This is a genomic window from Microcoleus sp. Pol8_D6, assembly GCF_036700965.1.
In the GTDB taxonomy this organism is placed as follows: domain Bacteria; phylum Cyanobacteriota; class Cyanobacteriia; order Cyanobacteriales; family Microcoleaceae; genus Microcoleus.
The window spans coordinates 33039-57894 of sequence record NZ_JAUBPW010000032.1; the positions used below are offsets into that span (position 1 = coordinate 33039).

General features: G+C 45.1%; 21 protein-coding genes. 8 read left to right on the top strand and 13 right to left on the bottom strand.

Translation table 11 applies throughout. The features are described 5' to 3' along the window. Window positions 1-88 precede the first annotated feature (88 nt). From QUA10_RS14815 to QUA10_RS14830, 4 genes are all read right to left on the bottom strand, one after another. Entirely contained in the window at window positions 89-802 is a 714-nt protein-coding gene (locus tag QUA10_RS14815) for a ParB N-terminal domain-containing protein (RefSeq protein ID WP_333083278.1), read from the bottom strand. Next, window positions 802-2304 (bottom strand): AAA family ATPase, encoded by a 1503-nt coding sequence (locus QUA10_RS14820; protein ID WP_333083277.1) that lies wholly within the window; start codon window positions 2302-2304, stop codon window positions 802-804. The genes QUA10_RS14815 and QUA10_RS14820 overlap by 1 nt, the downstream gene beginning before the upstream one ends. Before the next feature lie 182 nt (window positions 2305-2486). Further along, complete coding sequence (locus QUA10_RS14825; RefSeq protein ID WP_333083276.1) at window positions 2487-3539, bottom strand: fatty acid desaturase; 1053 nt, start codon at window positions 3537-3539, stop codon at window positions 2487-2489. A 257-nt stretch (window positions 3540-3796) separates the two neighbouring features. After that, window positions 3797-4075 (bottom strand): hypothetical protein, encoded by a 279-nt coding sequence (locus QUA10_RS14830; RefSeq protein ID WP_333083275.1) that lies wholly within the window; start codon window positions 4073-4075, stop codon window positions 3797-3799. 120 nt (window positions 4076-4195) lie between these two features. On the opposite strand from QUA10_RS14830, the gene thrC reads away from it, so the two are divergent. From thrC to purU, 3 genes are all read left to right on the top strand, one after another. Further along, complete coding sequence (thrC, locus tag QUA10_RS14835; protein ID WP_333086293.1) at window positions 4196-5320, top strand: threonine synthase; 1125 nt, start codon at window positions 4196-4198, stop codon at window positions 5318-5320. 129 nt (window positions 5321-5449) lie between these two features. Continuing rightward, window positions 5450-6070 (top strand): Uma2 family endonuclease, encoded by a 621-nt coding sequence (locus QUA10_RS14840; RefSeq protein WP_333083273.1) that lies wholly within the window; start codon window positions 5450-5452, stop codon window positions 6068-6070. Between the two features lie 113 nt (window positions 6071-6183). Then, window positions 6184-7038 carry a formyltetrahydrofolate deformylase gene (purU, locus tag QUA10_RS14845; protein WP_333083271.1) on the top strand — a complete coding sequence of 285 codons (855 nt, stop codon included), beginning with the start codon at window positions 6184-6186 and terminating at the stop codon, window positions 7036-7038. A 137-nt stretch (window positions 7039-7175) separates the two neighbouring features. Here purU and QUA10_RS14850 read toward each other — a convergent pair whose 3' ends face one another. Continuing rightward, entirely contained in the window at window positions 7176-8123 is a 948-nt protein-coding gene (locus QUA10_RS14850) for a mechanosensitive ion channel family protein (protein WP_333083270.1), read from the bottom strand. Window positions 8124-8581: 458 nt separating this feature from the next. After that, window positions 8582-9217 (bottom strand): hypothetical protein, encoded by a 636-nt coding sequence (locus QUA10_RS14855; protein ID WP_333083268.1) that lies wholly within the window; start codon window positions 9215-9217, stop codon window positions 8582-8584. Between the two features lie 129 nt (window positions 9218-9346). Here QUA10_RS14855 and QUA10_RS14860 point away from each other — a divergent pair, with 129 nt between their 5' ends. Then, entirely contained in the window at window positions 9347-10363 is a 1017-nt protein-coding gene (locus tag QUA10_RS14860; protein WP_333083267.1) for a YihY/virulence factor BrkB family protein, read from the top strand. 306 nt (window positions 10364-10669) lie between these two features. Next, complete coding sequence (locus QUA10_RS14865; protein ID WP_333083266.1) at window positions 10670-11332, top strand: hypothetical protein; 663 nt, start codon at window positions 10670-10672, stop codon at window positions 11330-11332. Window positions 11333-11519: 187 nt separating this feature from the next. Here QUA10_RS14865 and QUA10_RS14870 read toward each other — a convergent pair whose 3' ends face one another. Next, window positions 11520-11768: a hypothetical protein gene (locus QUA10_RS14870; RefSeq protein WP_333083265.1), complete on the bottom strand. Its 249-nt coding sequence runs from the start codon at window positions 11766-11768 to the stop codon at window positions 11520-11522. Window positions 11769-11958: 190 nt separating this feature from the next. Between QUA10_RS14870 and QUA10_RS14875 the strand changes: the two genes are divergently transcribed. Both QUA10_RS14875 and QUA10_RS14880 read left to right on the top strand, forming a co-directional pair. Continuing rightward, the gene (locus QUA10_RS14875) at window positions 11959-12135 is read left to right on the top strand and encodes a ribbon-helix-helix domain-containing protein (RefSeq protein WP_333029546.1); all 177 of its coding nucleotides are present in this window, start codon (window positions 11959-11961) and stop codon (window positions 12133-12135) included. Window positions 12136-12188: 53 nt separating this feature from the next. Then, the gene (locus QUA10_RS14880) at window positions 12189-12365 is read left to right on the top strand and encodes a ribbon-helix-helix domain-containing protein (RefSeq protein WP_333083263.1); all 177 of its coding nucleotides are present in this window, start codon (window positions 12189-12191) and stop codon (window positions 12363-12365) included. A gap of 117 nt (window positions 12366-12482) precedes the next feature. On the opposite strand, the gene clpB is transcribed toward QUA10_RS14880, so the two are convergent. Beyond that, entirely contained in the window at window positions 12483-15098 is a 2616-nt protein-coding gene (clpB, locus tag QUA10_RS14885; RefSeq protein ID WP_333083262.1) for an ATP-dependent chaperone ClpB, read from the bottom strand. Window positions 15099-15508: 410 nt separating this feature from the next. Between clpB and QUA10_RS14890 the strand changes: the two genes are divergently transcribed. Next, entirely contained in the window at window positions 15509-16201 is a 693-nt protein-coding gene (locus tag QUA10_RS14890; protein WP_333083261.1) for a DUF2259 domain-containing protein, read from the top strand. Window positions 16202-16482: 281 nt separating this feature from the next. On the opposite strand, the gene QUA10_RS14895 is transcribed toward QUA10_RS14890, so the two are convergent. The 5 genes from QUA10_RS14895 to QUA10_RS14915 all read right to left on the bottom strand — a co-directional run bounded on the left by QUA10_RS14895 (window position 16483) and on the right by QUA10_RS14915 (window position 24818). Further along, window positions 16483-18198, bottom strand: coding sequence for an ATP-binding protein (locus QUA10_RS14895; protein WP_333083260.1), 1716 nt, complete (start codon window positions 18196-18198; stop codon window positions 16483-16485). 457 nt (window positions 18199-18655) lie between these two features. Continuing rightward, entirely contained in the window at window positions 18656-19177 is a 522-nt protein-coding gene (locus tag QUA10_RS14900) for a hypothetical protein (RefSeq protein ID WP_333083259.1), read from the bottom strand. A 552-nt stretch (window positions 19178-19729) separates the two neighbouring features. Then, on the bottom strand, window positions 19730-20302 hold the full coding sequence (locus tag QUA10_RS14905; RefSeq protein WP_333083258.1) for a thermonuclease family protein: 573 nt from the start codon (window positions 20300-20302) through the stop codon (window positions 19730-19732). Window positions 20303-20313: 11 nt separating this feature from the next. Beyond that, complete coding sequence (gene polA / locus QUA10_RS14910) at window positions 20314-23445, bottom strand: DNA polymerase I (RefSeq protein WP_333083257.1); 3132 nt, start codon at window positions 23443-23445, stop codon at window positions 20314-20316. A 149-nt stretch (window positions 23446-23594) separates the two neighbouring features. Beyond that, a complete protein-coding gene (locus QUA10_RS14915; protein WP_333083256.1) occupies window positions 23595-24818 on the bottom strand; it encodes an RNA-guided endonuclease TnpB family protein in 1224 nt (407 codons plus the stop codon). Window positions 24819-24856 lie beyond the last annotated feature (38 nt).

Genomic DNA, 24856 nt, shown 5'->3' on the forward strand with positions numbered 1-24856 from the left:
GTTTCAACCGCCGAGTCATATCGGGTTTTTCAAATTTTGTCGGGCGGGCTTTGAGCGCCCCAAAAATGCAATTGAGATGGCTGAAAGCTTATAAATATTTTTGCCACTTGTCAATAAGCTTAATCATTGTTTTCTCGCCTAACCCTTTACCTTTCATGCGTTCCAACACATTTTCAAAAGATGCAAACTGCTCCAAATCTCGCTCTTTAATGATTTGTTCTATTGTTTGAGCTTTTATGCCAGCATTTTTCAAATTTGTAGCCAATTTGAATTTATCTTGAGTGTTGAGTGCTTCCAACAGCGGAACAGGTTTGGGAATCCGGCTTTCAACATCTTTAACCCTCTCTATCAGCGCCTGTTTTTCCCGCGTATACTCGGTTTTTAATTCATTAATTCTGTTTTCCAATCGAGTTTCAATATTGGTCAGCCGCTGTTCAAAGCTGGAGGACTGTTGCGGAACCACAGTTACACTTTGATTCTCAGCTCTTGCGGTTTTTCTGAGAATTTTAAGTTGATCTAGGAGAAGTTCTTCATTTTCTTCTTCCAGGATGAATGCTCCGATTGTCTCCCCTTTGAAAGCATCTATTTCCTTTGCTCTCGCCGCCGCATAATATTCAAAGTCTCCGTCTACTATTTCGTAAGCATCCATACCGTTTCGGCGGACAATTATCGGATTAATCAATCCTCCTGACTCTAAAATTAGTCGGGCTAATTTCTCTAAATCAGGCTCTGCAAAATTGGAACGGGGAACTGCGGATGTAATTTTTTTCACTGCAACCAGTGACGGAGATAATTTTTTCATTAGTTTTTACCTATTTTTTCCAAAACTTCTATTGCTAGCATTTCAAATTCTTGGGAGGCGATGGAATCAGGCTTAAAGTCCAGAACTGAAATCGGATCGGCAATTTCCATATTCCCGACTATTTGAAATTGTTCTGCACACTTTGCTAAATCGTCCCTCTCATAAATTACGCTTTCCATGATTTCAAAGCCGTAGCGTTTGGGAATTGCCTCCCTCCGCTTGGGTAAACTGTACTGTACAAATTTAGCATTTGTGGAGATTTTGCAAGGGAGTACACCTAAAACTTCTAGAGGTTTCTTGCCAATTTGTTTTTTGAATCCATTAACTTTTTTAATAAAATCCTTGACATTAATCAGTCCTTGATTGGCAAAAGGTTTTAAGTCAGAAGGAATAATTAAATAATCCGCTGCAATTAGGGCAACTCTAGCATAAAAATTCAACGATGGTGGCGTATCAATCAGTACAATATCATATTTATCCTGTACTTCTGCTAGTTTCTGAATTAAAATCATTCGGCTGTAATCGAGCTGATTGAGTTCCGTCTCATATTGCATTAAATCTATGTGGGAAGGAACCACATCTATTGCGGGGTGGCAAAAATTAGACTTGCGAGCTACTTCTTCGATCGAGAAAAAGTCTTCTGATTGCAAAACTTGAAGAATATTATTATCTTTCAAATCATCTTGTTCTTCATCCTCAAATTTTACTAAACCAGTCGCAAAGGTTGTATTTGCCTGACTGTCTAAGTCGATTACCAAGACTCTGTTACCTTTCTTGCTCAGCGCAGCAGCTAAATTGACTACTGTTGTAGTTTTGCCAACGCCGCCTTTATTGTGGTAAACTGCAATAATTTTCATACTATTTTGGCTTTTTGGGGAAACGGTTACATCGGATTTAACTTGAGGCTTAACTGGATAAGTTTCAGGTATTTGTTCCCGTTCTGAGATTTGACTTGGCTCAGGTTCTGCGGTGGCGGGATTGTTGAGCTGTACTGGGACTTCGCTAATTAACTCAGGACTAACCAAATTAATTTTACTATCTTCCAGTTCGAGATTATCGGGATTTTTTATGAATTTTAAACTATCTCTGCCAATTAAAGCGATAATTTCATCAATTCTATTTTCAATGTCTTTTCCAGCACACTTAAAAACTGGCTGAATATCATCGGCGACTCGTTCATAAATTCTAATTTCTTTACCGTTAGTTATGAGTCCGTAGCGGATGCTCAAACTTGTTAAATAGCGATGGAGTTTTCGCAGGTGGCGGTCTAAATTTTCCTTCGGATGTTTAGCCTCCATAACTACACTCATTGGCGAGTCTGCATCGACAACTATGGGGATAACTTGGGTTGCAAATGAGAGGAAGTCTAGACGAATAGTCCCAAATGCGATTTCTTGGTGCCAAGTGTCCGGCGTATAGCCTAACTTTGGTAGCAGATAGCTGACAATCAGTTTGCTTTCTACTTCGCTTTCGTTGCGACAGTTATTGGGATTGAAAGTCATTCGATTTTAGATTTTAGATTTTAGATTTTAGATTGGGAATGACTGATTTAATCATGGTAAGGATTGTGATATTGAGAGTAGGGCGCACATTCCGTTTCTTACAAAAGCTACGGATTGTAATATCGAAAAACCCGGTTTTGTTTGAAAAACCGGGTTTTTATGGCATTTATCGCGTTTAAAACTTACTTTGTTTTAGCGTTAAATTCCTGCAATGTTTGATAGCCACCAGCGGGATTGTACAAGTGACAGTTGTCGGCAATCCGCTTCATTAAAGACCAAGAAAATTCTGTTTCGTAGAGATGATCTTGCCAATTTTCCTTTAAGCTGCTGTGGGCGAGGCGCAAATTGTACCAGGGAATAGCAGTTGAAAGGTGGTGGGGAACGTGCACGTTAATGTCGTGGCACAGAAACTCTACCCAGCGGGGATAATCGCAGTGAACTGTTCCCGATAGTTGCGCTTGGGCTTCGTTCCATTCTTCGGGTTCTTTAAATGAAATGTCTGGTGCTGTGTGGTGGACGATCGTAAAAGTGCTCATCCAGAAATGGTAAACCAGCCAGGGCATCAACCAAAATTTGACAAATCCCCAAATGCCTGTGGTTGCAATTAAAATCGGAAATCCGATCGCAGCACCGATTAAAACTACAAAAACTGAAAACCGCACTTGTTCTTGTTTCTGTTGTCCTTTGAACCGCCACCACATAAAGTGCACTTTTGCCCAGTGGGCGATCGAGCCGATCCACCACATCCAACCGAATATTAAACTATAAGCTATTTGTAAAGCCTTGGGCGCGCCAGCGTAGTCTGCTGCTGTCATCGGGTGCCAAGCATTATCCTCGCCAAGTTTGTTGGTGTGCTTGTGGTGGTAATTGTGTCCGTGCCGCCATGCGTGAAACGGATAAATTAACGGCAGAAATGCAATATGTCCGACTAAATCGTTTACCCAGCGGCGGTTAGCAAATGACCGATGACCGCAGTCGTGACCGATCACAAAAAAACCGGTTAATCCGGTTCCTGTGAAAATCCACATTAGGGGTAGTAGAAACCAAGGAGAGACTGCTATGCCCCAGTAACCGACCGCAACTAAAAGAACGTTGACGATTACTTTTGTCCAAGCTTTGCGGGGGTTTTTGACGAATACTTCCCGCGGCAGGGTTTTGAGAATATCTTTCAGGCGCAGGTTGGAAGTGTCACTTGCGGATGTCAAATTTAGTGGTTTTTCGATCGATGCTGTCATAAACTGATTTCGATTCTCCGTATGCCATGACGATGGCTTAACAAATTAGCGCAATAAAAAAGCGCCGTAAAATGTCAGCTCGTTGCCAGCAAGCAGCAGACGAGTTGAGCTGTAGGCAAGCGCGTTTTAGCAAAAGCTAGCGATCGCTATCCGCAGTTAGGAATTTCTAGCACTTTCGGCAAAAAACACTGCGGGTAGCAAAACCTTTGTTTTTATAACACAGGGGCAGGACAATTAGCATTAGCGACTGTTGTCTGCTAATTGCTGTTGCTGCCAGAAATGGGGTCGATCTCCCGCAAGCCAGCGATCGAGCGCTGTTTGAGGCTTTGCACTTCCAGCAGCAAGGATTCGATTTCCGCTTGCAAGTGCAGGAACTTAACTTGCTGATCGGCTTGGTAGGGGCACTTCACTGAATTTACTTTGCGGGCAAAACTGGTCGATAGCGTAGAAGAACTAGCCATTTCGGGATTGCTCGCGGTAACTTGAGGCCGGGAAAGAGTCGATGAATTATTTGACATCAGTAATTGAGTAGACATATCTACACATTCACACCATTAAGTTACTTTAACCTGAACCGATCGTATTAAACATCAAATTAACCGATCGAGCTAAAATTAGTGTAAATTCTTCGGCCATTGCCTAAAACCATTGACACCGTGACCCTGATTCTACCTGCTACTGACTCTGCTGCTAACTCTGCTGCCCGCGCCGCTGAGCCGAAACGCTACGGCTGGCCCGGCTTGATCGAAGCTTATCGCCCCTACCTGCCGGTGACGGAAACCACGCCGGTAGTGACGCTCCAAGAAGGCAATACTCCCCTGATTCCAGCACCTGCGATCGCCTCTCTCATCGGTAGAGACGTGCGCGTCCTAGTGAAATACGACGGCCTCAACCCCACTGGTAGTTTCAAAGACCGGGGGATGACAATGGCGATTTCCAAGGCAAAGGAAGCTGGTGCCGAAGCAGTAATTTGCGCCAGTACCGGCAATACTTCGGCCTCCGCCGCCGCCTACGCCAGACGCGGGGGGATGCGAGCTTTCGTGTTGATTCCCGAAGGTTACGTGGCTTTGGGCAAGTTGGCGCAAGCTTTGCTTTACGGTGCGGAAGTCATTTCGATTGGGGGAAATTTCGATCGGGCTTTAGAAATTGTCCGCGAAATGGCTGTTAACTACCCCGTGACCTTGGTAAATTCGGTGAATCCTTACCGATTGGAAGGCCAGAAAACCGGAGCTTTTGAAGTGGTGGACGCCTTGGGCGACGCCCCCGACTGGCTCTGCATTCCCGTCGGAAATGCGGGAAACATCACAGCATACTGGATGGGTTTTTGTCAATACCACCAAGCCAAAAAATGTTCGCGCTTGCCGCAGATGATGGGATTTCAAGCTGCCGGGGCTGCACCGTTGGTGACGGGAGAACCGGTGGCGCACCCAGAAACCCTGGCGACGGCGATTCGGATCGGGAACCCCGCTAGCTGGAAACAGGCGATCGCAGCTTCCGAAGCCAGCCGCGGCAGTTTTGCCGCAGTCACCGACGCCGAAATTCTCGACGCTTACCGTTTGTTAGCGTCACAGGAAGGGATTTTCTGCGAACCGGCGAGTGCAGCTTCTGTGGCCGGCTTGCTGAAGGTAAAAGACCAAGTTCCGACTGGGGCGACGGTGGTTTGCGTGTTGACTGGTAACGGTTTGAAAGACCCGGATACCGCAATTAATCACAGCAACAATCAATTTAAAAGTGGCATTGCTCCGACTTTGGATGCAGTAGCTGGGGCGATGGGATTTTAGCAGAAGGAAGAGGGAACAGGGAAATATGAAAACTCTTTGTCATCTTCTCTCTCTTCTCTTCCTCTGCGTCCTCTGCGTCCTCTGCGGTTCGTTAAAAAAATTCTTAATTCATCACCAGGAGCAAACAGAATGGTTCAAACACCTGCCAAACTTCTAAGTGTTGATGAATTTATTGCCAACTTTGGCGACAGCGATAGTTACGAACTAATCGATGGTGAATTAACCGAAATGGAACCAACGGGGCCGCACGAACAAGTATCCGCCTTCCTCGGTCGAAAACTCAATGTAGAAATCGATCGTGTGGATCTACCCTACTTTATTCCCCCTCGCTGTCTGATCAAATTATTAGGAACAGCAACAGCGTTTCGCCCCGACGTACTTGTAGTAGATCGAACTCAACTAATTAATGAACCTTTGTGGCAACAAGAACCTGTAATTACATCGGGAAACTCAATTAAACTAATCGCTGAAGTCGTCAGCACCAATTGGCAGAACGAATACGCCCGCAAAGTTGAAGATCACGCACTGCTGGGAGTGCCTGAGTATTGGATTGTGGATTATCTGGGCATTGGCGGCAGAGAATATATTGGCAAACCCAAACAGCCGACAATTACGATTTGTATGCTGCGAGAAGATGAGTATCAAAAACAGTTGTTTCAAAAGAGCGATCGACTGATTTCTTCACTCTTCCCAGACTTGCAGTTAACCGCACAACAAATCTTCGGAGTAAGCAGTATTTTAAATTCCTGATTACCAAACGGCGGTAGTTCTAGTAACAGTAAGTTGCGTAGCGTACACCCTAAAGAATAACTTCAAAGAGCTTGTATGCTGCGGAGCGTCAATAAAACTTTAGCGATTATACAATGACTAGCCCTACTGCAACCCTATTAATTGCCTGTCCCGATCGCAAAGGACTCGTCGCCTTACTTGCCAATTTTATCGCGTCCCACAACGGCAATATCATCCACGCCGATCACCATACAGATTTTACCGCCGGATTATTTCTGAGCCGGCTAGAATGGCAATTAGATGATTTTGACTTAACCACCGAACAAATAACACCTGCTTTTAGTGAAATTGCCAAGGATTTACAAGCCAATTGGCAACTGCATTTCTCCCAAAAAATTCGACGGCTTGCGATCTGGGTCAGCCGTCAAGATCATTGTTTATTAGACTTAATTTGGCGACAGCGAGCGCAAGAAATCAGAGGTGAAATTCCCCTGATTATCAGCAACCATGAAAATTTAAAGCCCATTGCCGCACAATACGGTATCGACTTTGAGTATATTCCCATTACTAAAGACAATAAAGCTATTCCAGAAGCACAACAGTTAGAACTTCTTAAAAAATATAATATTGATTTAGTAGTTCTGGCTAAATATATGCAAATCTTGAGTCAAGATTTTATCAGAAAATTTCCCCATGTGATTAATATTCACCATTCATTTTTACCCGCGTTTGTGGGTGCAAATCCCTACGAAAGGGCTTATGAAAGAGGGGTAAAAATTATCGGTGCAACAGCCCACTATGTTACACCTGAGTTAGATGCGGGCCCGATTATCGAACAAGATGTTGTGCGCGTGAGTCACCGCGATGAAGTGTCGGATTTGGTTCGCAAAGGTAAAGATTTAGAAAGAGTTGTGTTAGCAAGGGCCGTGCGATATCATTTACAAAATCGTGTTTTAGTTTATGGCAATCGGACTGTGGTTTTTGCTTGAAAGTTATGCCTCATATCAATCCTGGTTTGTTACTTTTTTGATCACTCGGCGGGTGATATCAATTCCGGTTGCACGATCGTAGTGTAGCGACTCCCAAAGTTTTCTCAACTTGATATTTTTCATGAATTGTGACGCGCTTAAGATTGTCCATTGTCGTCAATTTGCGATCGCCCTTGCGTCAGTTTTCGCACAGAGTTACTAATACGACGAGGTTTCGGAAGTTTACCTTTGTCTGCGGGCCATCCTTCACGCTGCTGGGAGCGATCGCCATCTGTCTCTTCGGTTCGATCGTGCAACAAGATGTTCCGCGTGGGATAAGGCAAATCGAGGCCGTTTTCCACATATAGCTTTTTTTTAATAGCACAAATTACCTTGTCGCGCGATCGCAGATCGTCAATTCGGCGCGGCGGAGCAATCCACCACCGAACGCGGATATTGACCGTACTTTCTCCTAGATCCATCGCCAGTACATCGGGTGCAGGATCTTTCAAAACCTCCTTCAGGCTGTACAGTGCTTCCAGGATTAACTGCTTGGCCTGGTCAATATCGTCGCCGTAACCAATACTAATATCGTATTCCATGCGGCGTTTATCGAAAGCAGTATTCACTGTCACCGAATTCGTAAACAATTCGGCATTTGGAATGACAATCCGCCGACCATCATAGGTTTGGATTGTTGTAGCGCGGGTCTCAATATTTTCTACCGTTCCCTCAAAGTTTTTAAACACAATTTGGTCATCGATTCGGAACGGTTCCGTCAACAGAATTAGGATACCGGCTAAGAAGTTTTGCAAGATATCGCGAAATGCAAAACCAATCGCCACCCCGCTAATTCCCAGCAGTTGCACCAAATCGCCAGCTTTTAATGTAGGAATTACAATCGAAAGAGAAATAAATAGACCAACTAAAACGATCACACTCTGGGCTAACCGCCCTAACACCAGCCCCAAATTTCGAGCTTGGTAGTGGTGGCGGGTAAGTCGCCTGACCACTCTCTTAATTTGCCTTCCAACAAAGTAAAAAATTGCAAAGACAATTAAGGCCAGCACAATATTAGGCAGCATGATCATAAAGCTGTCGATCATGCTCTGAATCTTTTTCCAGACTATGGATATCTCTGCCTTCATCAAGTTTCCTCGCGCATCAGTCGTTGTCGATAGTAGTAGAATCTAGCTCGATTAAGTTCTATCTAAAGACTGTAGGTTGGTACGACGAGAGGAAGATTTTTTGGCAGTCCTCAAAATTTTGAATGCAGATTATAGGTTGGGATATAGTACAGTTACATCGATTAGTATATTATCCGTAGATGCGGAATAATATCAACTCAGCCCTTCATCGTCCTGTATTCATCTCTCTTCCCTTTCTCTGTATCCTCTGCGTCCTCTGTGGTTTAATCATTCCGATACAACCGGAATTGAATATCATCAAGAAGCTGAGAAATTAATGCCGCTTAATTGCAGGAAAAGCAAAAACAACACATCGGTAACTAAATCCCACCTGCTAAGGGGAGTCGCCATGCCGACAATTCCTTAATTTGTAACTCCTAATTCCCAAAGGGCGGTAAATCGAGTAACTGATTTTTAGAAGGTGGAAGTTGGGCGGGATTTTTGCCTGTTTGGGCGGAAGTTTGGCGGATTTCTATCGCAGTTTCGCCAGGATTTGCAGTGCGAGTAGGTACTATTTCTAAAGAATATACTGTCTCCGTTTTTGCAGGGGCAGGATTTTGGGCTTTCGTGAGCAAGTCAACGGCATCTCCGAGGGCGCTAGTTAAATTTTTGCTAGTTTCAGCATGACGGGCTTCTTCTTGTTTGAGGGCTTGAGTAAGTTGTTTAACTTGTTCGATCGCCCGATCGCGCTCTTCGAGAACTTCTGCTAACTTAGCTTTAAGTTCGCCGACTGTTTGCAGTTGTTCCACTTCCTGCTGGCGAGCAACTCCAGCATCATCGCCTTCGGGCATAATGGGGGAAAAATTTTGTAATTGCTCTATTTGTGCTTCCAGAGAAGCGATGGTTTGCTGAGTTAATTTGGCATCATTCCGCCGCTGTTCGGCTTCGGTATTGTAGAGTTGACGCCACTGAGCGGCACTTTCACCGGCCTCATCGCGATCGCGCGAAACTTCTGTTAACTGCTGTTGCAGCCGCTTGATTTCATCTAACCACTGTCTGACATCTTGAGCCATAATATTGATTTTAGATTTTAGATTTTAGATTTTAGATTGGGGAATTGGGAATTGGCAATTGCGAGTTGATAATGGCTTAATTAATTAACGACTTTTGTACCTCATCTTTCGCCCCATTGCCTGTGCGCTATGAACATTTTTTACTGGTTGCGCTACCTGATTTTAGCTTTGTTTAAGGCATTTTTGAGGCTGCTTGGAGCTCTCAAACGGAAATTTGGGGGTTTTTGGCTGTTTTGTCGGTGTTTGACTTGGGGCACGCTCAAGGAAGTCGGCGCGAAGGCGGGAGAGCAGCGCTTGCCGGGGCTGTCTGCGGAAATGGCCTACAATTCTATGCTGGCGCTGTTTCCGGGGCTGTTGGCTATCTTATCTGCGATTGCCCTCTTTGAACCTTTGCAGTCAACACTTTATCAAATCGCCCGTCTTTTGGGCGAAATTATACCCGATGACGTGCGGAAGTTGATTGGTGGCTTAATCAAAGAAATTCTGTTAACTCGCAATAAAGGGCTATTTTCGGTGAGCTTTCTTGCCTCGATTTGGGCATTTTCGGGAGTAATGAGCGCGGCGATGGCTGCACTCGATCGCATCCATGAAATCCCTAGCGATCGAACTCGACCATTTTGGAAAGCAAAACTTATTTCTTTGGCGCTGAGTATCGGCACAATTGTGCTGTTAATTCTAGCATCGGGAGTAGTCTTTGTCAGCGACTTAATTGTACAAGCTATTGCCCGCCAGAGTTGCCTGCTGGAGTCCGTCGCCAATTGCGATTTAAAAGATGTTCAAAATTGCTTGCTCCTCGCGAGCACTTGCCCTTTGGAGTCGCAACTGTTAGGTGTTTGGCGGCTGTGGCGGTGGCCGATTTCTTTGGGAATTATATCACTGGCTTTTGCTTTTGTTTACCGCTACGGGCCTAGCCGCCGCCTACCAGATATTCCTATTTTTTCTGGAGCTGTTTTTGCTGCTATTTTATGGGCGCTATTTTCAGCTTTATTTCGGTTTTATGTTTTGCATTTGGGCAATTACAGTTGGACTTACGGCACGATCGGAACTTTTATTGTGTTGCTGCTGTGGCTCGATCTTTCTTCTTTGGTGATGCTGATCGGCGCTCAGTTGAATGTGACAGTGGGAAAGGCAATGAAACTAAAATAACGGGCATTGGGCATTGGGCATTGGGCATTGGGCATTTTGTTATTTGTTATTTGTTATTTGTTATGACAACAGTGAACAGTGAACAGTCAAAAAACTATTATTAATTACCGGATGCCGGCTTACCGACGGAGTAAAGTGCTGAGGATACCCGCAACAAAAGACAACAAAATCAGTATCCAGATAACACCACCGGGAATGAATGTCAATATTCCAACACCTCTGAGAATCCAAACTAGGAGGGTGAGGCCCAGGATAGTCAAAAAGATGCGGGTAGATAGTCGCATTTGAAATCTAGGAGAATTAGTCATGTTGAATCTTAAAATTTTGTCTGGATCAATGATAGCTGCTTTGCTGGCGATCGGCAGTTACCTCACCTTAATTTCGGTTCCGGGTTCCGCTGTTGCGCCAGGGGGTGCAAATAAGTTGGGGGAAACGGCAAAAACTGCTCAAAAAACACCTTCTGCAAGTTTAACAATTTCCGATCGCACAATTGGAGCGGCGAAGGTGGGGATGACTTTAGGACAATTGAAAAAGGCTCTCGGTTCCACAGCACAGTTTAAAGTAGAGTCTCCTTTTATGGTAGACTTTGATGCTGTGGCAGTTAGTCGATCGGGAAAAGTGCAATATCGGATTATCTACGCTGCGGGTACAAAGCTAAAAGATACGGATGTTATTGAACTTTTGATGACTGACAATCCTAATTATAAAACAGTTCAGGGCGTCGGGCCGGGAATGACTCTGAAACAAGCTGAGGCAATTTACGGCAAAGCTACTTTATCTTATAACGTGGATAATGAAATGAGAGAAGGGGTTGTATTTGCCAAGCAACCCACTAGAAAAATTATGTTTGTTCCCAAGGCTGAAGGGAAACAATTTGCGGGAGTTTATGGCGCTGGTCAAGGGGGATTTTATCAGACTAATAAGTATCAGCCAAATGCTGTGATTCGCTCTGTGATGGTGCGGCAGTAAGTTAGTAGAGACATCCCAATAGATAACTCGGCGATTGAAATCGCTTCTACAGAAGCTATCGTCCCAGCAGAGGGGGACTCAAGAAAGGAAAGACGATCGCACTTATCAACAAAAGTGCGTGAAGCGAAGCTATCCCGTAGGGAATCGCCAATGTTTAGTTAACTGAAACCGCCGCGAAAATTACCATTTATAACGCGGTGGTGACGGAATTGGAAGGGTGGCAGGTCGCGGATAAACGGTGACTGTCCCCACTGCGATCGAACACAACCTCAAACTTAACGTGAGGTATAGTTTGTCGCAAAAACTGAAAATGCCCGTCTGCATCTGAACGACTGCGGAAGCGCGCAACAATTATCCATTGCTCAGAGGGTAACAGACGGGCGATCGCCCAACAACATAAGCGGTCTTTGTATGTCAACATAGAACTCGTCTCCATTGATATTTTTGGAGCCAGAGCCAGCCCGGAACCTTGGACAGTGAGGGGCTGGCTTCTGACGTTTTAAGGCCTGAGCCTTATATACACTAATAGCATAATTTGATGCCATTGACATCAAATGACACAAAAAGAGATCAAAGGGTGTTGGAGTGTAAGATTGAAGACAATTGAAGTAAAACCATGCCAGCCCATGCCTTCACGAATGCGAGTCACAGTTACCCTGCCAGAAGACGTTCATCAAGCCTTGTCCGAATGGGCCGAAGAAGAAGATAGAACCCTTGCAAACCTACTATCCCATGTGGCAGCTAAAGCAGTCAGAGAGCGCCAAGAGCAGAAAAAGGAAGAATCAGAAAGCGATCGCCCTTAAGCAATGGCCACGGCGTACGATGGACTGTGTAGAAATGTTTTGCAGTACAACGAATGGCTTCACGGGGACGAGTTACCGCATACCTACCAGAAGAGATTCAAAAAGCTCTGGAAGAATGGGCAGAAGAAGACAGCAGATCCGTTAGCAGTTTGGCAACCTACCTGCTGACTAAATCTGTTCGAGAACGCCAAGAACAGAAAAAAGATAAATCAGAAACCGATCGCCCTTAAGAACGATCGCCCGCAATCCCATCCGCGTCCATCCGCGTCAATCCGCCTACATCTGCGGTCAAAAAAAGAACCATCGCCTCAAAAAAATAAGGTGGGCCGCAGCCCACCCTACTCAAATTATTTCGCAGTTACCAACTGTGCCGGCAGCCGCTTAAACGCCAACCTTTCATTCTCGATATCCACAAAAATGGTATCGCCGTCAGCAAAATCTCCCCGCAAAATACCCTTCGCCATTTGCGTTTCCAACTCCCGTTGAATTCCCCGCTTCAGAGGCCGCGCACCGTAAACCGGATCGTAACCAATTTCTGCTAAGAAGTCGATCGCAGATTCTGACAATTTCAGAGACATTTTGCGATCGGCTAACCGTTTTTCCAAGCGCTTGACTTGCAACTGCACGATTTGCCGCAGTTCGGCCTTACTCAAACCGTGGAAGATAATCATCTCATCAATCCGGTTCAAGAATTCTGGGCGGAAAGTTCCCCGCATCGCTTCCATCACCCGACTCCGCATTTGTTCGTTATCTCCCGCCACATCTAAAATGTATTGAGAGCCGACATTCGATGTCATAATAATCACAGAATTCTTAAAGTCTACTGTGTGACCTTGAGCATCGGTAACGCGGCCGTCATCCAGAATTTGCAGCATGATATTGAATACATCCGGGTGCGCTTTCTCGATTTCATCGAATAGAATCACCGAGTAAGGACGGCGGCGCACAGCCTCAGTTAATTGTCCACCTTCATCGTAGCCGACGTATCCCGGAGGCGCACCAATTAACCGCGAAACCGCGTGTTTCTCCATGTATTCCGACATATCAATTCGGACGATCGCTTCTTCCGTGTCGAACAGATAAGACGCTAATGCTTTAGCTAACTCAGTTTTACCAACACCCGTGGGGCCGAGGAAGATAAAACTCGCAACCGGACGATTGGGATCGGCTAAACCTGCGCGCGATCGCTGAATTGCATCTGCAACCGCAGTCACTGCTTCATCCTGTCCAATTACCCGCTTGTGCAGTTCATCTTCCAAGTGCAGAAGTTTCTGCATTTCCGATTCAACCAACTTGCTAATCGGAATTCCCGTCCACTTGGAAATAATCTCCGCAATGTCACCTTCCGTGACTTCTTCCCGCAGCAAAGTTTTACCTGTGGTTTGAGTTGCTGAAAGTTGAGATTCAGCTTCTTGCAGTTGTTTTTGTAATTCGGTTAACTTGCTATATTTCAACTCAGCAGCACGGTTCAGGTCATATTTTAATTCAGCCTGCTGAATTTCAATATTCACCTTATCAATCTGTTCTTTAATCTTTTGAATACTGCCGATGACACCTTTTTCCGATTGCCACTGGGCATTCAAAGCGCTTTGCTGTTCCTTGAGGTTCGCTAAGTCTTTTTCCAGTCTTTCCAAGCGTTCGATCGAAGCCGCATTGCTTTCTTTTTGCAGCGACAGTCTTTCCATTTCTAGCTGCAAAATCCGGCGATCGATTTCGTCTAGTTCTTCCGGCTTGGAGGTAATCTCCATTTTGAGTTTAGCTGCTGCTTCGTCCACTAAGTCAATGGCTTTGTCTGGAAGGAAGCGATCGCTAATATATCGAGTAGACAAAGTAGCCGCCGCCACTAGGGCGCTGTCAGAAATTTTCACGCCGTGGTGCACTTCGTAGCGTTCTTTCAAGCCCCGCAAAATCGAGACAGTATCTTCCACTGTCGGTTGGTCAACATAAACTTGTTGAAAACGGCGTTCTAGTGCCGCATCTTTTTCGAGGTACTTGCGGTATTCGTCGAGAGTTGTAGCGCCGATACAGCGCAATTCTCCCCTAGCTAACATGGGTTTAAGTAAGTTACCGGCATCCATCGAGCCTTGAGTTGCGCCAGCACCGACAACGGTGTGAATTTCATCGATAAATAAGATGACTTTGCCGTTGCTGTCGGTAACTTCTTTGAGCACCGCTTTCAAGCGTTCTTCAAATTCTCCCCGGAATTTTGCACCAGCAATTAATGCGCCCATATCTAGGCTAATTAATTGTCTGTCTTTGAGAGATTGCGGCACATCTCCGGTGATAATTCGCTGGGCGAGTCCTTCGGCGATCGCAGTTTTGCCGACTCCCGGTTCCCCAATCAATACCGGATTATTTTTGGTGCGACGGCTCAAAATTTGAATCGTGCGGCGGATTTCGTCATCCCGTCCGATTACCGGATCGAGTTTGCCTTGACGCGCGGCTTCTGTCAAATCTCGGCCGTATTTTTCCAGCGCTTCGTATTTGCCTTCTGGATTTTGATCGGTCACTTTGTTCTTCCCTCGGACTTGGGTAATGATATCTTTGAGCTTGGCTTCATCTAGTTTAAATTCTTGCAGCAGATTTTTGCCGAAACGATCGTCCTTAACGTAACCTAGTATCAAATGCTCGATCGAAATAAATTCATCGCCGTAGTCTTTGCGATAAGTTTCGGCGCGATCGAGCAAAGTGTCGAGAGAACGACCTAGATAAACGTTGCCGCCGCTTCCAGTAATTTTCGGCTGACGGCTGATAAACTCATCAGTGCGATCGCGCAATTTTGCTACAGAAACTCCCGCTTTGTTAAATAAGCTGCTAGCAAGTCCCGATTCTTGTTCCAGCAAAGCTTTCATCAAGTGTTCGCTTTCTAGCTGCTGCTGCTGACTTGCTTTGACGATTTCGGGGGTGCGGGCGAGGGCTTCCCAGGCTTTTTCTGTAAATTGGTTTGGATTATTCGGTTGCATAAATTTTAATTCCCTGAATAGAAAATGATGACTGCTGTAGAGGCAATTGCTCGATCGCCCGTACAATTGTCATTTTAGGGAGTTACGGAGGGCGATCGGATCGGTGTTCCCCTATCTGTAGATAGGTATTTCCGTCCTTTGTCGCAGTCTCTGGCAGCGAAAAGCAAACTGTCGCCCCTAAAAGTTGCACTCTTCGATAAAAGCAACTCTCACATTAAAAATGCTGTCTAGTGCCACTTGAAAAAACGGCATATTCTTAAACAGTCTCCTGCTGCGGAAAATGGAGAAACACTCATGTAAATAGGAGAGAGGACTTGAGAAGCGTCACAGTCCTATAGCTAAACCCAAAGCGTTATTGTTTTACTCATCAATAACAGCCGCTATAACTCTCACACATGGAAAATATAGCTATGAAAATTTTACCTTTAATTTCGTTAGGTATTATAGCAAGTGCCGCGATCGCAGTAGCCCCTGAAGCTTGGGCAAATACCTGGCGTGCCGCACACCGGATGTCCGGTTTTTCCGCCGACAGCAATTACTACTTGTATCTAGAAAGTTCTAGAGATACAGGAGCGGGAATTCCCAAAGCAGAATTGCAAATTGTTCGAGTTGCTGCAAATTCCTGCATCAAAAATGGGTGTATCGAAACTAAATATGGCGAGCCAGACTCCAATAAAAGCACTAAAATGGCAGAAGATGACTTGCTTAAAAAAAGTTGGAATAACAGGCAAAGTTTGAAGTTAACTCCTCCTCAAGCTGGAACTAAACTGAACATTATTTCTCGTACTCCCGGAGCCAATGGAAGCGAGACTGTCGCCGTCAAAGTCAATACCGCAAAGCCTTTACAAATTCGCCTGGAACAGCGGCAAAAAACTACTCCTCCTGGCAAAGAAAGCGCGGCAATGCGTCTTGTAATTAATCATAACGGTCGGCAGCGTGTCCTCGGATCGCTGAACAATTTTGAAGATTGGGTGTTCTCTTATTCAATCCGAGATGTTCGTTTGTCTCCGAACGGGCGCAATGTCGTTGTCCTGGTGGACAAGACAGAACGCACTTTTGAAGGAGTCTTGAAAACTACTGTTGTACAAGGCTTTGTTCTTTAGGCTTGCTATATTCCCAGGTTTTGACCTGGGAATTCTCAAAACTTACGCAGAACCCCTATATGTAAGGTGCACACGGTGCACCTACAGATAGAGTCTATGCGTTAGTCCCGATCGCGTTGTTAATTATTCTCTATTTTGATAATTAATATATCAATAGATTTTAAAATTTCCCTCTTTCTTCCTCGCTCTTTCTTGTTCCTTGAACATCTGCCTCCTGACTATTGACTAATGCTCAATAATTAATCTGTGTATCCGTGTCAAAATCCATATTTTGCCTGACTTCATGCCTGCATAACTACCCGTTCCGGGAGACTGACAATAAAAGTTGAACCTTTACCGTCTTCGCTTTCGACGCTAATTTCGCCACCGAGAATTTGACACAAACGCTGGCTAATTGTCAATCCCAAACCTGTGCCTCCGTACTTGCGGGTAGTCGAAGCATCAGCTTGGGTAAAAGGTTTAAATATCTGCTCTAATTGCTCGTTTGTCATGCCGATGCCGGTGTCGCTGACTCGAAACATTAGAACTTGAGAAGTGTAGTTTGAACCCGATTGAATATCATTATTTTTATTTTGTTTCGCAGGTCTAGATTTTTCAATTTTAATTCTTTCGACGCCGATAGTAATGACGCCTTTTTCGGTAAATTTGGCAGCATTGCTGAGCAAATTGAGGAGAATTTGCCGTACTTTCGGTTGGTCGGCGTACATTGTGCCAAGTTCGCCTTTTGTTTTCAGTGCTAAAGCATTGCCTTTTTTTTCTATTAGCGGTTGAGCCGTAGTCATCACTTCTTCAATCATGGTCGCCACGTCGAAGTTTTCCAAATAAAGCGTGACGTGACCTGCTTCTATTTTGGAAATATCGAGGATGTCGCTAATCATATCCAGCAGGTGTTTGCCTGCGGTTTGAATTTTTTCTAAGTCCGGGAGAAAGTCTTCTGAACCGGAATCTTGAGCATCTTCTTGCAGCATTTCGCTGTAGTTAATGATGGCGTTGAGGGGGGTGCGTAGTTCGTGGCTCATGTTGGCGAGAAATGCACTTTTCGAGCGGTTGGCAGCTTCGGCTGCTACTTTTGCTTCGTGCAATTCTTCTGTGTATTCTGCTACTCTTTGGATTAATTCGTTGAGGGAAATTGCTAGCATTCCCACTTCGTCGGAAGTAGTGACGGGTACTTGCAGGTCAAAGTTAGATTCTTCTGTGACTCGCTGAGCGATGAGGGTGGTGGCTTCTAAGGAGCGAGCGATCGCCCCGCTGGTGTATGCTGCTAGAATTGCTGCGATCGCACCTGATATCAAGAGAGAGCCAACGAGAATGAGAGTTCCGAGTTTTTCGGCATTTTCGTAGGTTCTCAATGCCTCGTCTGCTTTCTCGCGAAAGTTGACGGCCAGTTGGGCTGAATCCTCGGAAAACTGTTTGAGTTTCAAAGCAGTTTCGCCCGCCACAAAATTGTTCAAGTTCCGCCCGAAAGCCTGCTGCTGTTGCGGATTCAAAGCAGATAATTTCGCAGTAGCCAACAATTTTTGTACTTGTTGAAAGTATGATTCTACGGTTTTGCCGTTGACTTGAGCGAACTGTTGAAGCAGTTGGTAGTCTTTGGCAATATCGGCATTCTTCGTCGGCGGTAGGGTTTGCAGTTGTTCGAGGATGCCGCTCATCTGAGCAACGCGAGTCAGGAATTCCGATCGTTCGCGATCGAAAATTTGCGGTTTGGTCGTCAGACTCGCGAGCTCTTGCTGCTGAATTCTGACTTCCTGCACCGTGTGATTGAGGTTTGTTAAGATTTCCGCTTTGTCTCGGTCGATCGCTAGTTTTTCTCTAACTTGCTGTTTGTGATAGGATTCTACTCCCCGTCCCGCCACAGCACCCAAAACGGCAATACCAATGACCAAGGCGTATCCGCAGCCGATTTTCTGCCTGATACCCAAGCGGCCCAACAGACTTTTCAACCCTATTTGAGGACGGTTCTGCAGTTGATTTTTCAAAGCTAAGGTTAAAGACATGGGCAATGTACTCGTCACCTTTGAGAGGCACCATCTATATTCTAATTGATGCCTGCATGAGGGTAAATAAAGTTCTGGCTTCAAGCCAGGTTTCGGCAGTTGTGGGGTCTTTGCAGGGTTCCACAGATCGATCTGCTTGACAGTTTGGAGGAGTTATGCGTAACAAAATATAGCAGAAGGAAGAAGGCTCTTCGGCTGCCTTCGGCTACATTCCCTTTGGCGATGCGATCGGGCAAGTCGCGGTTTCTCAGCCCAGTCGAAGGGCAGGACAAGTCGCTCAGAGTAAAAAAAGCTAGAAGTAAGAACCAGTCAAAGGCATGGTTTCACTAATTAAGAACCTACTCACCGTCTGGCGTGGTTGCGAGATAAGTTGCGAGTTATAAGTTGCAAGTTATGAGTTAGATTTCTGATTAAAAACTCTACTCTACTCGCAACCCACAACTCTATCGCTGTTCCCCTACTGGCAAAGTCGAAATTGTGCTATCTCAGCAGGAATTCTTGAAGCATTAGGTACGCTAGCAGAGGCAGGAACGAAGATTCCCAGGCCGTAACTGCAACCCTCTGCCGTCGTGCATTCCCCAGGCTTAGCAGTGATTTGATATTCGCCTTGGGAAGGGGGAGTAAAAGAGATTGACGCCAATTCGCCTGTTTTTTGACTCACAGCGACTTCCTGACCGCTTGCATCCTTGAGAGATAAGTTTAAATCCTGGCAATTTCCGTCGCAAGTGCCAACAAAAACATACTCCACATTAGGATGCAGCGTTGCTCTAAAAGGAGATGAAACTTGCTTGCGAACTTGGCCCAGCAACGGCACAAATACTAATTTTTGACCGTTGCTTTTCCGCTGCTCAACTTCTGTTTTCAAGCGACAAATAACCGTTTTTTCGTTTTCGGTCAGTTCTTGAGCAATCGCATTTCCTACAATTGCAGTACCGAGGATCAGGGCAAGGCCGGAAATAACCAGATGTTTGAAATTCATTGATGTCCCTTAAAGTTAATTTTGGGTGATTGCAATAGACCGCTTTTGTCAGCAGTCTATTCGTTTATCTGGAGCCTATCACATTTGTTGACTTTTCCGAAAAAACAGGTCGGAGAAAAGTGCGATCGAACTCATGTCGGGTTTTAGATGAATCTGGCGTCAGCTATCGCCGAAACTCCACAGATTGCAGACCGTAGGAGCAGAACCCCGCCCTGATTGTATTGTACTAAATTAGGGCGATCGGCATCAGTATCTAGAAACCCGGTTTCTGGGCGGATGCCTCGCAGCTCAACCTACGATTTATAGTAAAGACCGGGTGTAACAAGACCTGAATCTGTCCAAGACTGTAAATCTCTGATACAGGTTCCCAGATTCCATGTCAACAACATAATACAAATTTAAAAAAGTCTTGCTACCATCCTTAATCTTATACCAATTATTAAAAGTCAAAGCGAACCGTAAGGAACGGCAATCCCGTGTCTTTAGTCAAAATCCCTCCGTTAAATCTGTTAAATCCCTTCTACAATCCATTGCCTAACTTCCTGCTTCCCCTCATTTATCACTGTTCCGAAATTTCCACGCAGGAACAAACTTGGAATCTCCCCAAACGCCGCGGCGATTTTTCTTAGCTTCGGCTTCCGCTTGTTCCAGAACACTGGCACTGGGACAGTTTTTCAAGTAAGGACGGTAAACCATTGCTAATCCTTCGCGGATCAAAACTTCTTGGGCAAATGTGCCGTTTGGCAAACGAACTTCGCTAACTTTGCGGCCGTAGCGGTCAGTATCGGTGACGGTCAAGACAACGCGCCCCCCCCCTTGTTTGACTAGCTGCTGCATTCTTTGGTGCGCTAAATTTCCCCACTTAAATTGATTTTTTAGTGCTGATGCTTTGCTATTTTTCTCAGCATTTGTGTGCGCGACTTCCGGTGCATCTACACAGGCAAAACGCACTTTGATATCTTTTCCGGCGCTATCGCTGGCGACAAGGGTGTCGCCGTCGCTGACTCGCTTGACAGCATAGTTGTTGGGCGCTAACTTTTGCGGACACCCGAATAGTAGCAATAGCAGAGCAACTGCACTTAAGGTTTTTATTGTTGGGAAAATGGCGATTTTAGTTTGGCTCATATTTCTTTGTTTTATTTAGTTTCCATCCAATTTTGCCCAGCGTGGATGTCAACTATCAGCGGTACCATACCTGGCGCCTTTTCCTTCGCACTTGTATTTTTCGGCAGAGCATTTTCCATCGTACTTATAATTTTAGGAGCATTTTGCATCGCATTTCTAATTTTCGGTTGTAATTCTTCCCATTCATCGGGAGGTACTTCAAATATTAATTCATCGTGAACTTGCAGCAACAGCCGCGCCTGATAGTTTTGCAAAATTTTGTGTACCTCAATCATGGCAAGTTTAATGATATCAGCACTAGAGCCTTGAATGGGAGCGTTGGCTGCAGCGCGCAAAGATTGGGCGTCATCTCTGCTGACAGATTTAAGTCTATCGGAGTGAATGTCTTGGGGATTGCGACCTTTTAAGTCCCGGAGGCTTTCGCTCTCGAATTTTAAATAGCGGCGACGGCCTAGAATTGTGGTAACATAGCCGAGGGCGATCGCCTCTTTTTTTACTTTCTCCAAATATTCAAAAACTTTACTGTAACGCTGGTTAAATCGTTCAATAAACTTTTTACCGTCTGCTGAAGTTTTGCCCATCGAACGACCAAACTTGATCGCCCCCATACCGTAAATTACCCCAAAATTAATCGTTTTTCCAAACCGTCTTTCGTCCGGCGTTACTTCCTCTTTTTCAAACAGCAGTTGAGCCGTTACGGTATGCACATCTCGGTTATTTTGGTAAGCTTCTATTAAAACAGGTTCTTGACTCAAGTGAGCCAAAATTCGCAGTTCAATTTGAGAATAGTCAGCCGACACCATCAGCCAACCTTCCTCCGGTAAAAAAGCTTTACGAATTTGCCGTGAAAACTCGGTGCGGATGGGAATATTTTGTAAATTTGGATTAGAAGAAGAAAGCCTTCCCGTACCCGTTGCAGTTTGGTTAAAATCTGTATGCACTCGCCCAGTATCCGCACGCACTAACTGAGGCAAAGCATCGACATAAGTTGATTTCAACTTGGATAATGTTCGGTGTTCTAATAAATCGTCTACAATCGGGTGGTCTCCTTGCAATTTATCCAAAACAGCCGCATCTGTAGAGTATCCCGTCTTAGTTTTGCGAGACTTTTTCTGAAACTCATCGGGTATTTTTTCTAACAATATTTCGCTGAGTTGTTTCGGGGAACCTAAATTAAATTTTCTTCCGGCTGCGGTATAAGTTTTTTCTTCTATTTCCGCTAAGCTTTTTTCTAGCTGCTGCGAAAGTGTATTTAGATAAGCAGAATCAATGCGAATTCCGCAATATTCCATTTCAGCTAAAACTGGTTCTAGGGGCTGTTCTACTTCCAGCAGCAACTTGTGCAAAGACTTATCGGGAAAGTTATCTTCATCAGCTTTATCTAATTCTGCTCTAAGTTTACCTACTAACTGAAATGTAGTGTGAACATCCATGCCGCAGTAGTCGGCTACCGCCGGAATACTGATGTCAGCAATTGTTTTGTTTTTGGGTACTAATTCATTGTAACTTTTGGCGACAATGCCTAAGTATTTCCTTGACAATTCGCTGAGGCTGTGGCTAGTTTCTGGGTCGAGTACGTAACTGGCTAGCATGGTGTCGAAGACGACTCCTGCTAGTTTGATTCCCTGACAGCGTAGGATCGATCGATCGAATTTAGCATTTTGCAGCGCCTTCGGATAATTCTCGCTTTCCAAAATCGGACGCAAAGCATTTAAAACTGTGGCTTTGTCCAAGTTTTTGCCCGTTTTGTGTCCCGTGGGAATGTAAGCGACATCCTCTTCACCGGTTCCCCAACAGCAGCCAATTCCGACTAATTCGGCGTCTCGCGGTTCGATGGCGGTGGTTTCGGTATCCCACGCCACGGGTGAGGTTTTGTCGGTGAAAGTTTCCAGCAGTTGGACTAATTCGTTTAACTGTTCGGTTGTTTGAATTATTCGGGGTTTAATTGGCAGTTTGTTTTCCTGCTGGGCGGCTAGGGTTTCTGCCAAACTGTAAAAAGTGTCACTTTCATCTTCTGAAATTTCAGAAGTTTGAGGTGACTTATCTATTGTGGGGTGGGCATCTTGCCCGCCCTTTGCAACAGGCAAGATGCCTGTTCCACTGTCGGCAACAGGCAAGATGCCTGTTCCACTCGCCAGTGAATTGATTGTGGGGTGGGCATCTTGCCCGCCCTTTGCCAATGGTTCTTCTACACCGCCGAACCGTTTTTGAATTTGTTTAACTTTGCTTAAAAATGTTTTAAATTCCAACTTTTCCAGCATTGGAATCAAGGCTGATTCGTCAAAACCTATAAGCTGGCAATCTTCTAAGTTGATTTCTAATGGCACGTCTTGGACAATTGTTGCCATGCGTTGAGAATGATAAGCAGCTTCTTTTCCTTCTTCTAGCTTTTTCTTAGTGGCGCCTTTAATTTCATCTATTGCTGCATAAATGCCGTCGAGGGAATTGTAAGCTTCCAGCAATTGCAGGGCGGTTTTGTCGCCGATGCCTTTAACTCCGGGGATGTTGTCGGATTTGTCGCCGCACAAAGCTTTGTAATCTATTACTTGTTCTGGCAAAATACCGAGTTTGGCTTTGACTTCTTCCGGGCCGTATTCTTGGGATTTGCCTTTGCCCGATCGCCTGAGTTCATCTGTACTCAAATATAATACGCTGATTTGTTTTTCGGTTTCTACTAATTGAAACAAATCTCGATCGCCCGTGAGGATTTTGACCTGATAACCGGCCGCGCTGGCTTTGTTTGCCAAAGTTCCCAAAACATCGTCGGCCTCGTAGCCGGGAGCAGTTATTGCAGGTAAATTCAAATAGCTGAGGAGTTCTTGCAGGTTTTTGATATCGGGAATAAAATCTTCGGGAGTTTCCGCACGACCGGCTTTGTAAGTTTCGTCTGCTTCGTGGCGAAATGTGGGCGTGGCGAGGTCAAAGGCGATCGCCATGTACTGGGGGTCGTGGGCCGCCATTACTTCCAGCAGCGACTTGAGAAAGCCAAAACAGACGCTGGTGGGAATGCCCGTCGTAGTTCGCAAGCCTCCGTCTCGACTTTTGGCAAAGGCGAAGTAGGAGCGAAAGGCCAGGGAGTGACCGTCAACTAAGATGAAGATGGGAGCTTGATTTTCCGACACAGACACAAATACCGATCGCACGAAAGGATTTTCTCATTGTACTCAGTTGTCCGCCTGCATTGATCGACCGGAAGGATGGCCCGCAGACTTGAGGACGCTTGACACTCGATCGGATCTCGGCTTACTGTGCAGCTTGGCTGAGAATAGTAGAAGATGGTGAACTACCCACACTAAATCGAAACGATTATAGTGTGGGCTTCTAACATCACAGAGGAATGCCTCAGAACAGACTTGCGTCCAATCTTTGGTCTTACTTCCCCTCCGTTAGCAAAAACGGCTGTTCCATCCGTCTGTAGTATCCTGATGCCCTCCGCTCTAATGTTTGTTGCGGCGTTACCATCACGGTCATGACGAGTACCGCAATTAGGACAAGTCCACTCCCTAACATCAAGCGGTAACTTATCAATCTGGTAATAGCAATTAGAGCAGAGCTTGGAGCTGGGGAACCAGCGGTCAGTCTCAACCAACTTGCCACCTTTTTTCTCTAGCTTGTAAGCTAGGAAATTGATAAAGATTCCCCATCCCACATCAGATATGGCTTTAGCTAAATTGTGATTGCGTACCATGCCTTTGACATTAAGATTCTCTACTACGACAACTTGGTTTTCATTGACGAGCTTTCTCGAAAGCTTATGTAGAAAATCCTGACGGGATTTAGTTACCCGTTCGTACACTTTAGATACAGTCTTTTTGGCTTTGTTCCTTGAATTACTTCCTTTCTGTTTTTTAGCTAGTTTTTGTTGCTTGCATTTGAGATTTTTCTCGTGTTTGGCTAGATGCTTAGGGTTGTCATACTTGGAGACTTTGCAGCCATTACTCGTAATAGCAAAATGAGTCAATCCCAAGTCAATCCCAATTACTTTGCCGACCGTTAAAACAGTCGGATTGTCGCCTTCACTCTGGGTCAATATTGATGCAAAGTATTTCCCAGAAGGATCTAAGCTAACCGTTACGGTTTTGATTGTTCCTTCTATGTTCCTGTGCAGCTTGGCTTTAACTTTGCCGACTTTGCCCGGAAACTGAACAAACCCATCAAGTACCTTGATATTTTGAGGATACTGAATTGATTGCTTACCATGCTTTGACTTGTAGCGCGGGAACCTAGCACGACCTGCAAAAAAGTTTTTATAGGCAGTTGTGAGGTTGAGCGTTGTTGCTTGCAAAACTTGGCTATAGCATTCAGACAACCAAAGTGTTTCTTCGGCTTTCTTGAGTTTTGGCAAAAAGGCATTGAGTGCTGACTGACCAAGGCTTTTACCCGTTTCTTTGTAAGTCTCAATTGACTTATTTAGAGCATAGTTCCACCACCATCTGGCACAGCCAAAGTGCTGAGACAGTATGGCTTGTTGCTCTAATGTTGGATAAAGTCGAACCTTGATAGCAGTATGCAGCATCTCATTACCTCCTTACTGTATTATACACATTCCAGTAA

Excerpts from the sequence above, each read along its gene's own strand:
- purU (WP_333083271.1), top strand. The coding sequence starts at position 6,184 with ATGACTAGCCCTACTGCAACCCTATTAATTGCCTGTCCCGATCGCAAA.
- QUA10_RS14825 (WP_333083276.1), bottom strand. The coding sequence starts at position 3,539 with ATGACAGCATCGATCGAAAAACCACTAAATTTGACATCCGCAAGTGAC.
- clpB (WP_333083262.1), bottom strand. The coding sequence starts at position 15,098 with ATGCAACCGAATAATCCAAACCAATTTACAGAAAAAGCCTGGGAAGCC.
- QUA10_RS14870 (WP_333083265.1), bottom strand. The coding sequence starts at position 11,768 with ATGGAGACGAGTTCTATGTTGACATACAAAGACCGCTTATGTTGTTGG.
- QUA10_RS14890 (WP_333083261.1), top strand. The coding sequence starts at position 15,509 with ATGAAAATTTTACCTTTAATTTCGTTAGGTATTATAGCAAGTGCCGCG.
- QUA10_RS14860 (WP_333083267.1), top strand. The coding sequence starts at position 9,347 with ATGAACATTTTTTACTGGTTGCGCTACCTGATTTTAGCTTTGTTTAAG.
- QUA10_RS14820 (WP_333083277.1), bottom strand. The coding sequence starts at position 2,304 with ATGACTTTCAATCCCAATAACTGTCGCAACGAAAGCGAAGTAGAAAGC.
- QUA10_RS14905 (WP_333083258.1), bottom strand. The coding sequence starts at position 20,302 with ATGAGCCAAACTAAAATCGCCATTTTCCCAACAATAAAAACCTTAAGT.
- QUA10_RS14915 (WP_333083256.1), bottom strand. The coding sequence starts at position 24,818 with ATGCTGCATACTGCTATCAAGGTTCGACTTTATCCAACATTAGAGCAA.
- QUA10_RS14895 (WP_333083260.1), bottom strand. The coding sequence starts at position 18,198 with ATGTCTTTAACCTTAGCTTTGAAAAATCAACTGCAGAACCGTCCTCAA.
- QUA10_RS14855 (WP_333083268.1), bottom strand. The coding sequence starts at position 9,217 with ATGGCTCAAGATGTCAGACAGTGGTTAGATGAAATCAAGCGGCTGCAA.
- QUA10_RS14875 (WP_333029546.1), top strand. The coding sequence starts at position 11,959 with ATGCCTTCACGAATGCGAGTCACAGTTACCCTGCCAGAAGACGTTCAT.
- QUA10_RS14830 (WP_333083275.1), bottom strand. The coding sequence starts at position 4,075 with ATGTCTACTCAATTACTGATGTCAAATAATTCATCGACTCTTTCCCGG.
- QUA10_RS14850 (WP_333083270.1), bottom strand. The coding sequence starts at position 8,123 with ATGATCGACAGCTTTATGATCATGCTGCCTAATATTGTGCTGGCCTTA.
- QUA10_RS14900 (WP_333083259.1), bottom strand. The coding sequence starts at position 19,177 with ATGAATTTCAAACATCTGGTTATTTCCGGCCTTGCCCTGATCCTCGGT.
- QUA10_RS14880 (WP_333083263.1), top strand. The coding sequence starts at position 12,189 with ATGGCTTCACGGGGACGAGTTACCGCATACCTACCAGAAGAGATTCAA.
- QUA10_RS14865 (WP_333083266.1), top strand. The coding sequence starts at position 10,670 with ATGTTGAATCTTAAAATTTTGTCTGGATCAATGATAGCTGCTTTGCTG.
- QUA10_RS14815 (WP_333083278.1), bottom strand. The coding sequence starts at position 802 with ATGAAAAAATTATCTCCGTCACTGGTTGCAGTGAAAAAAATTACATCC.
- QUA10_RS14840 (WP_333083273.1), top strand. The coding sequence starts at position 5,450 with ATGGTTCAAACACCTGCCAAACTTCTAAGTGTTGATGAATTTATTGCC.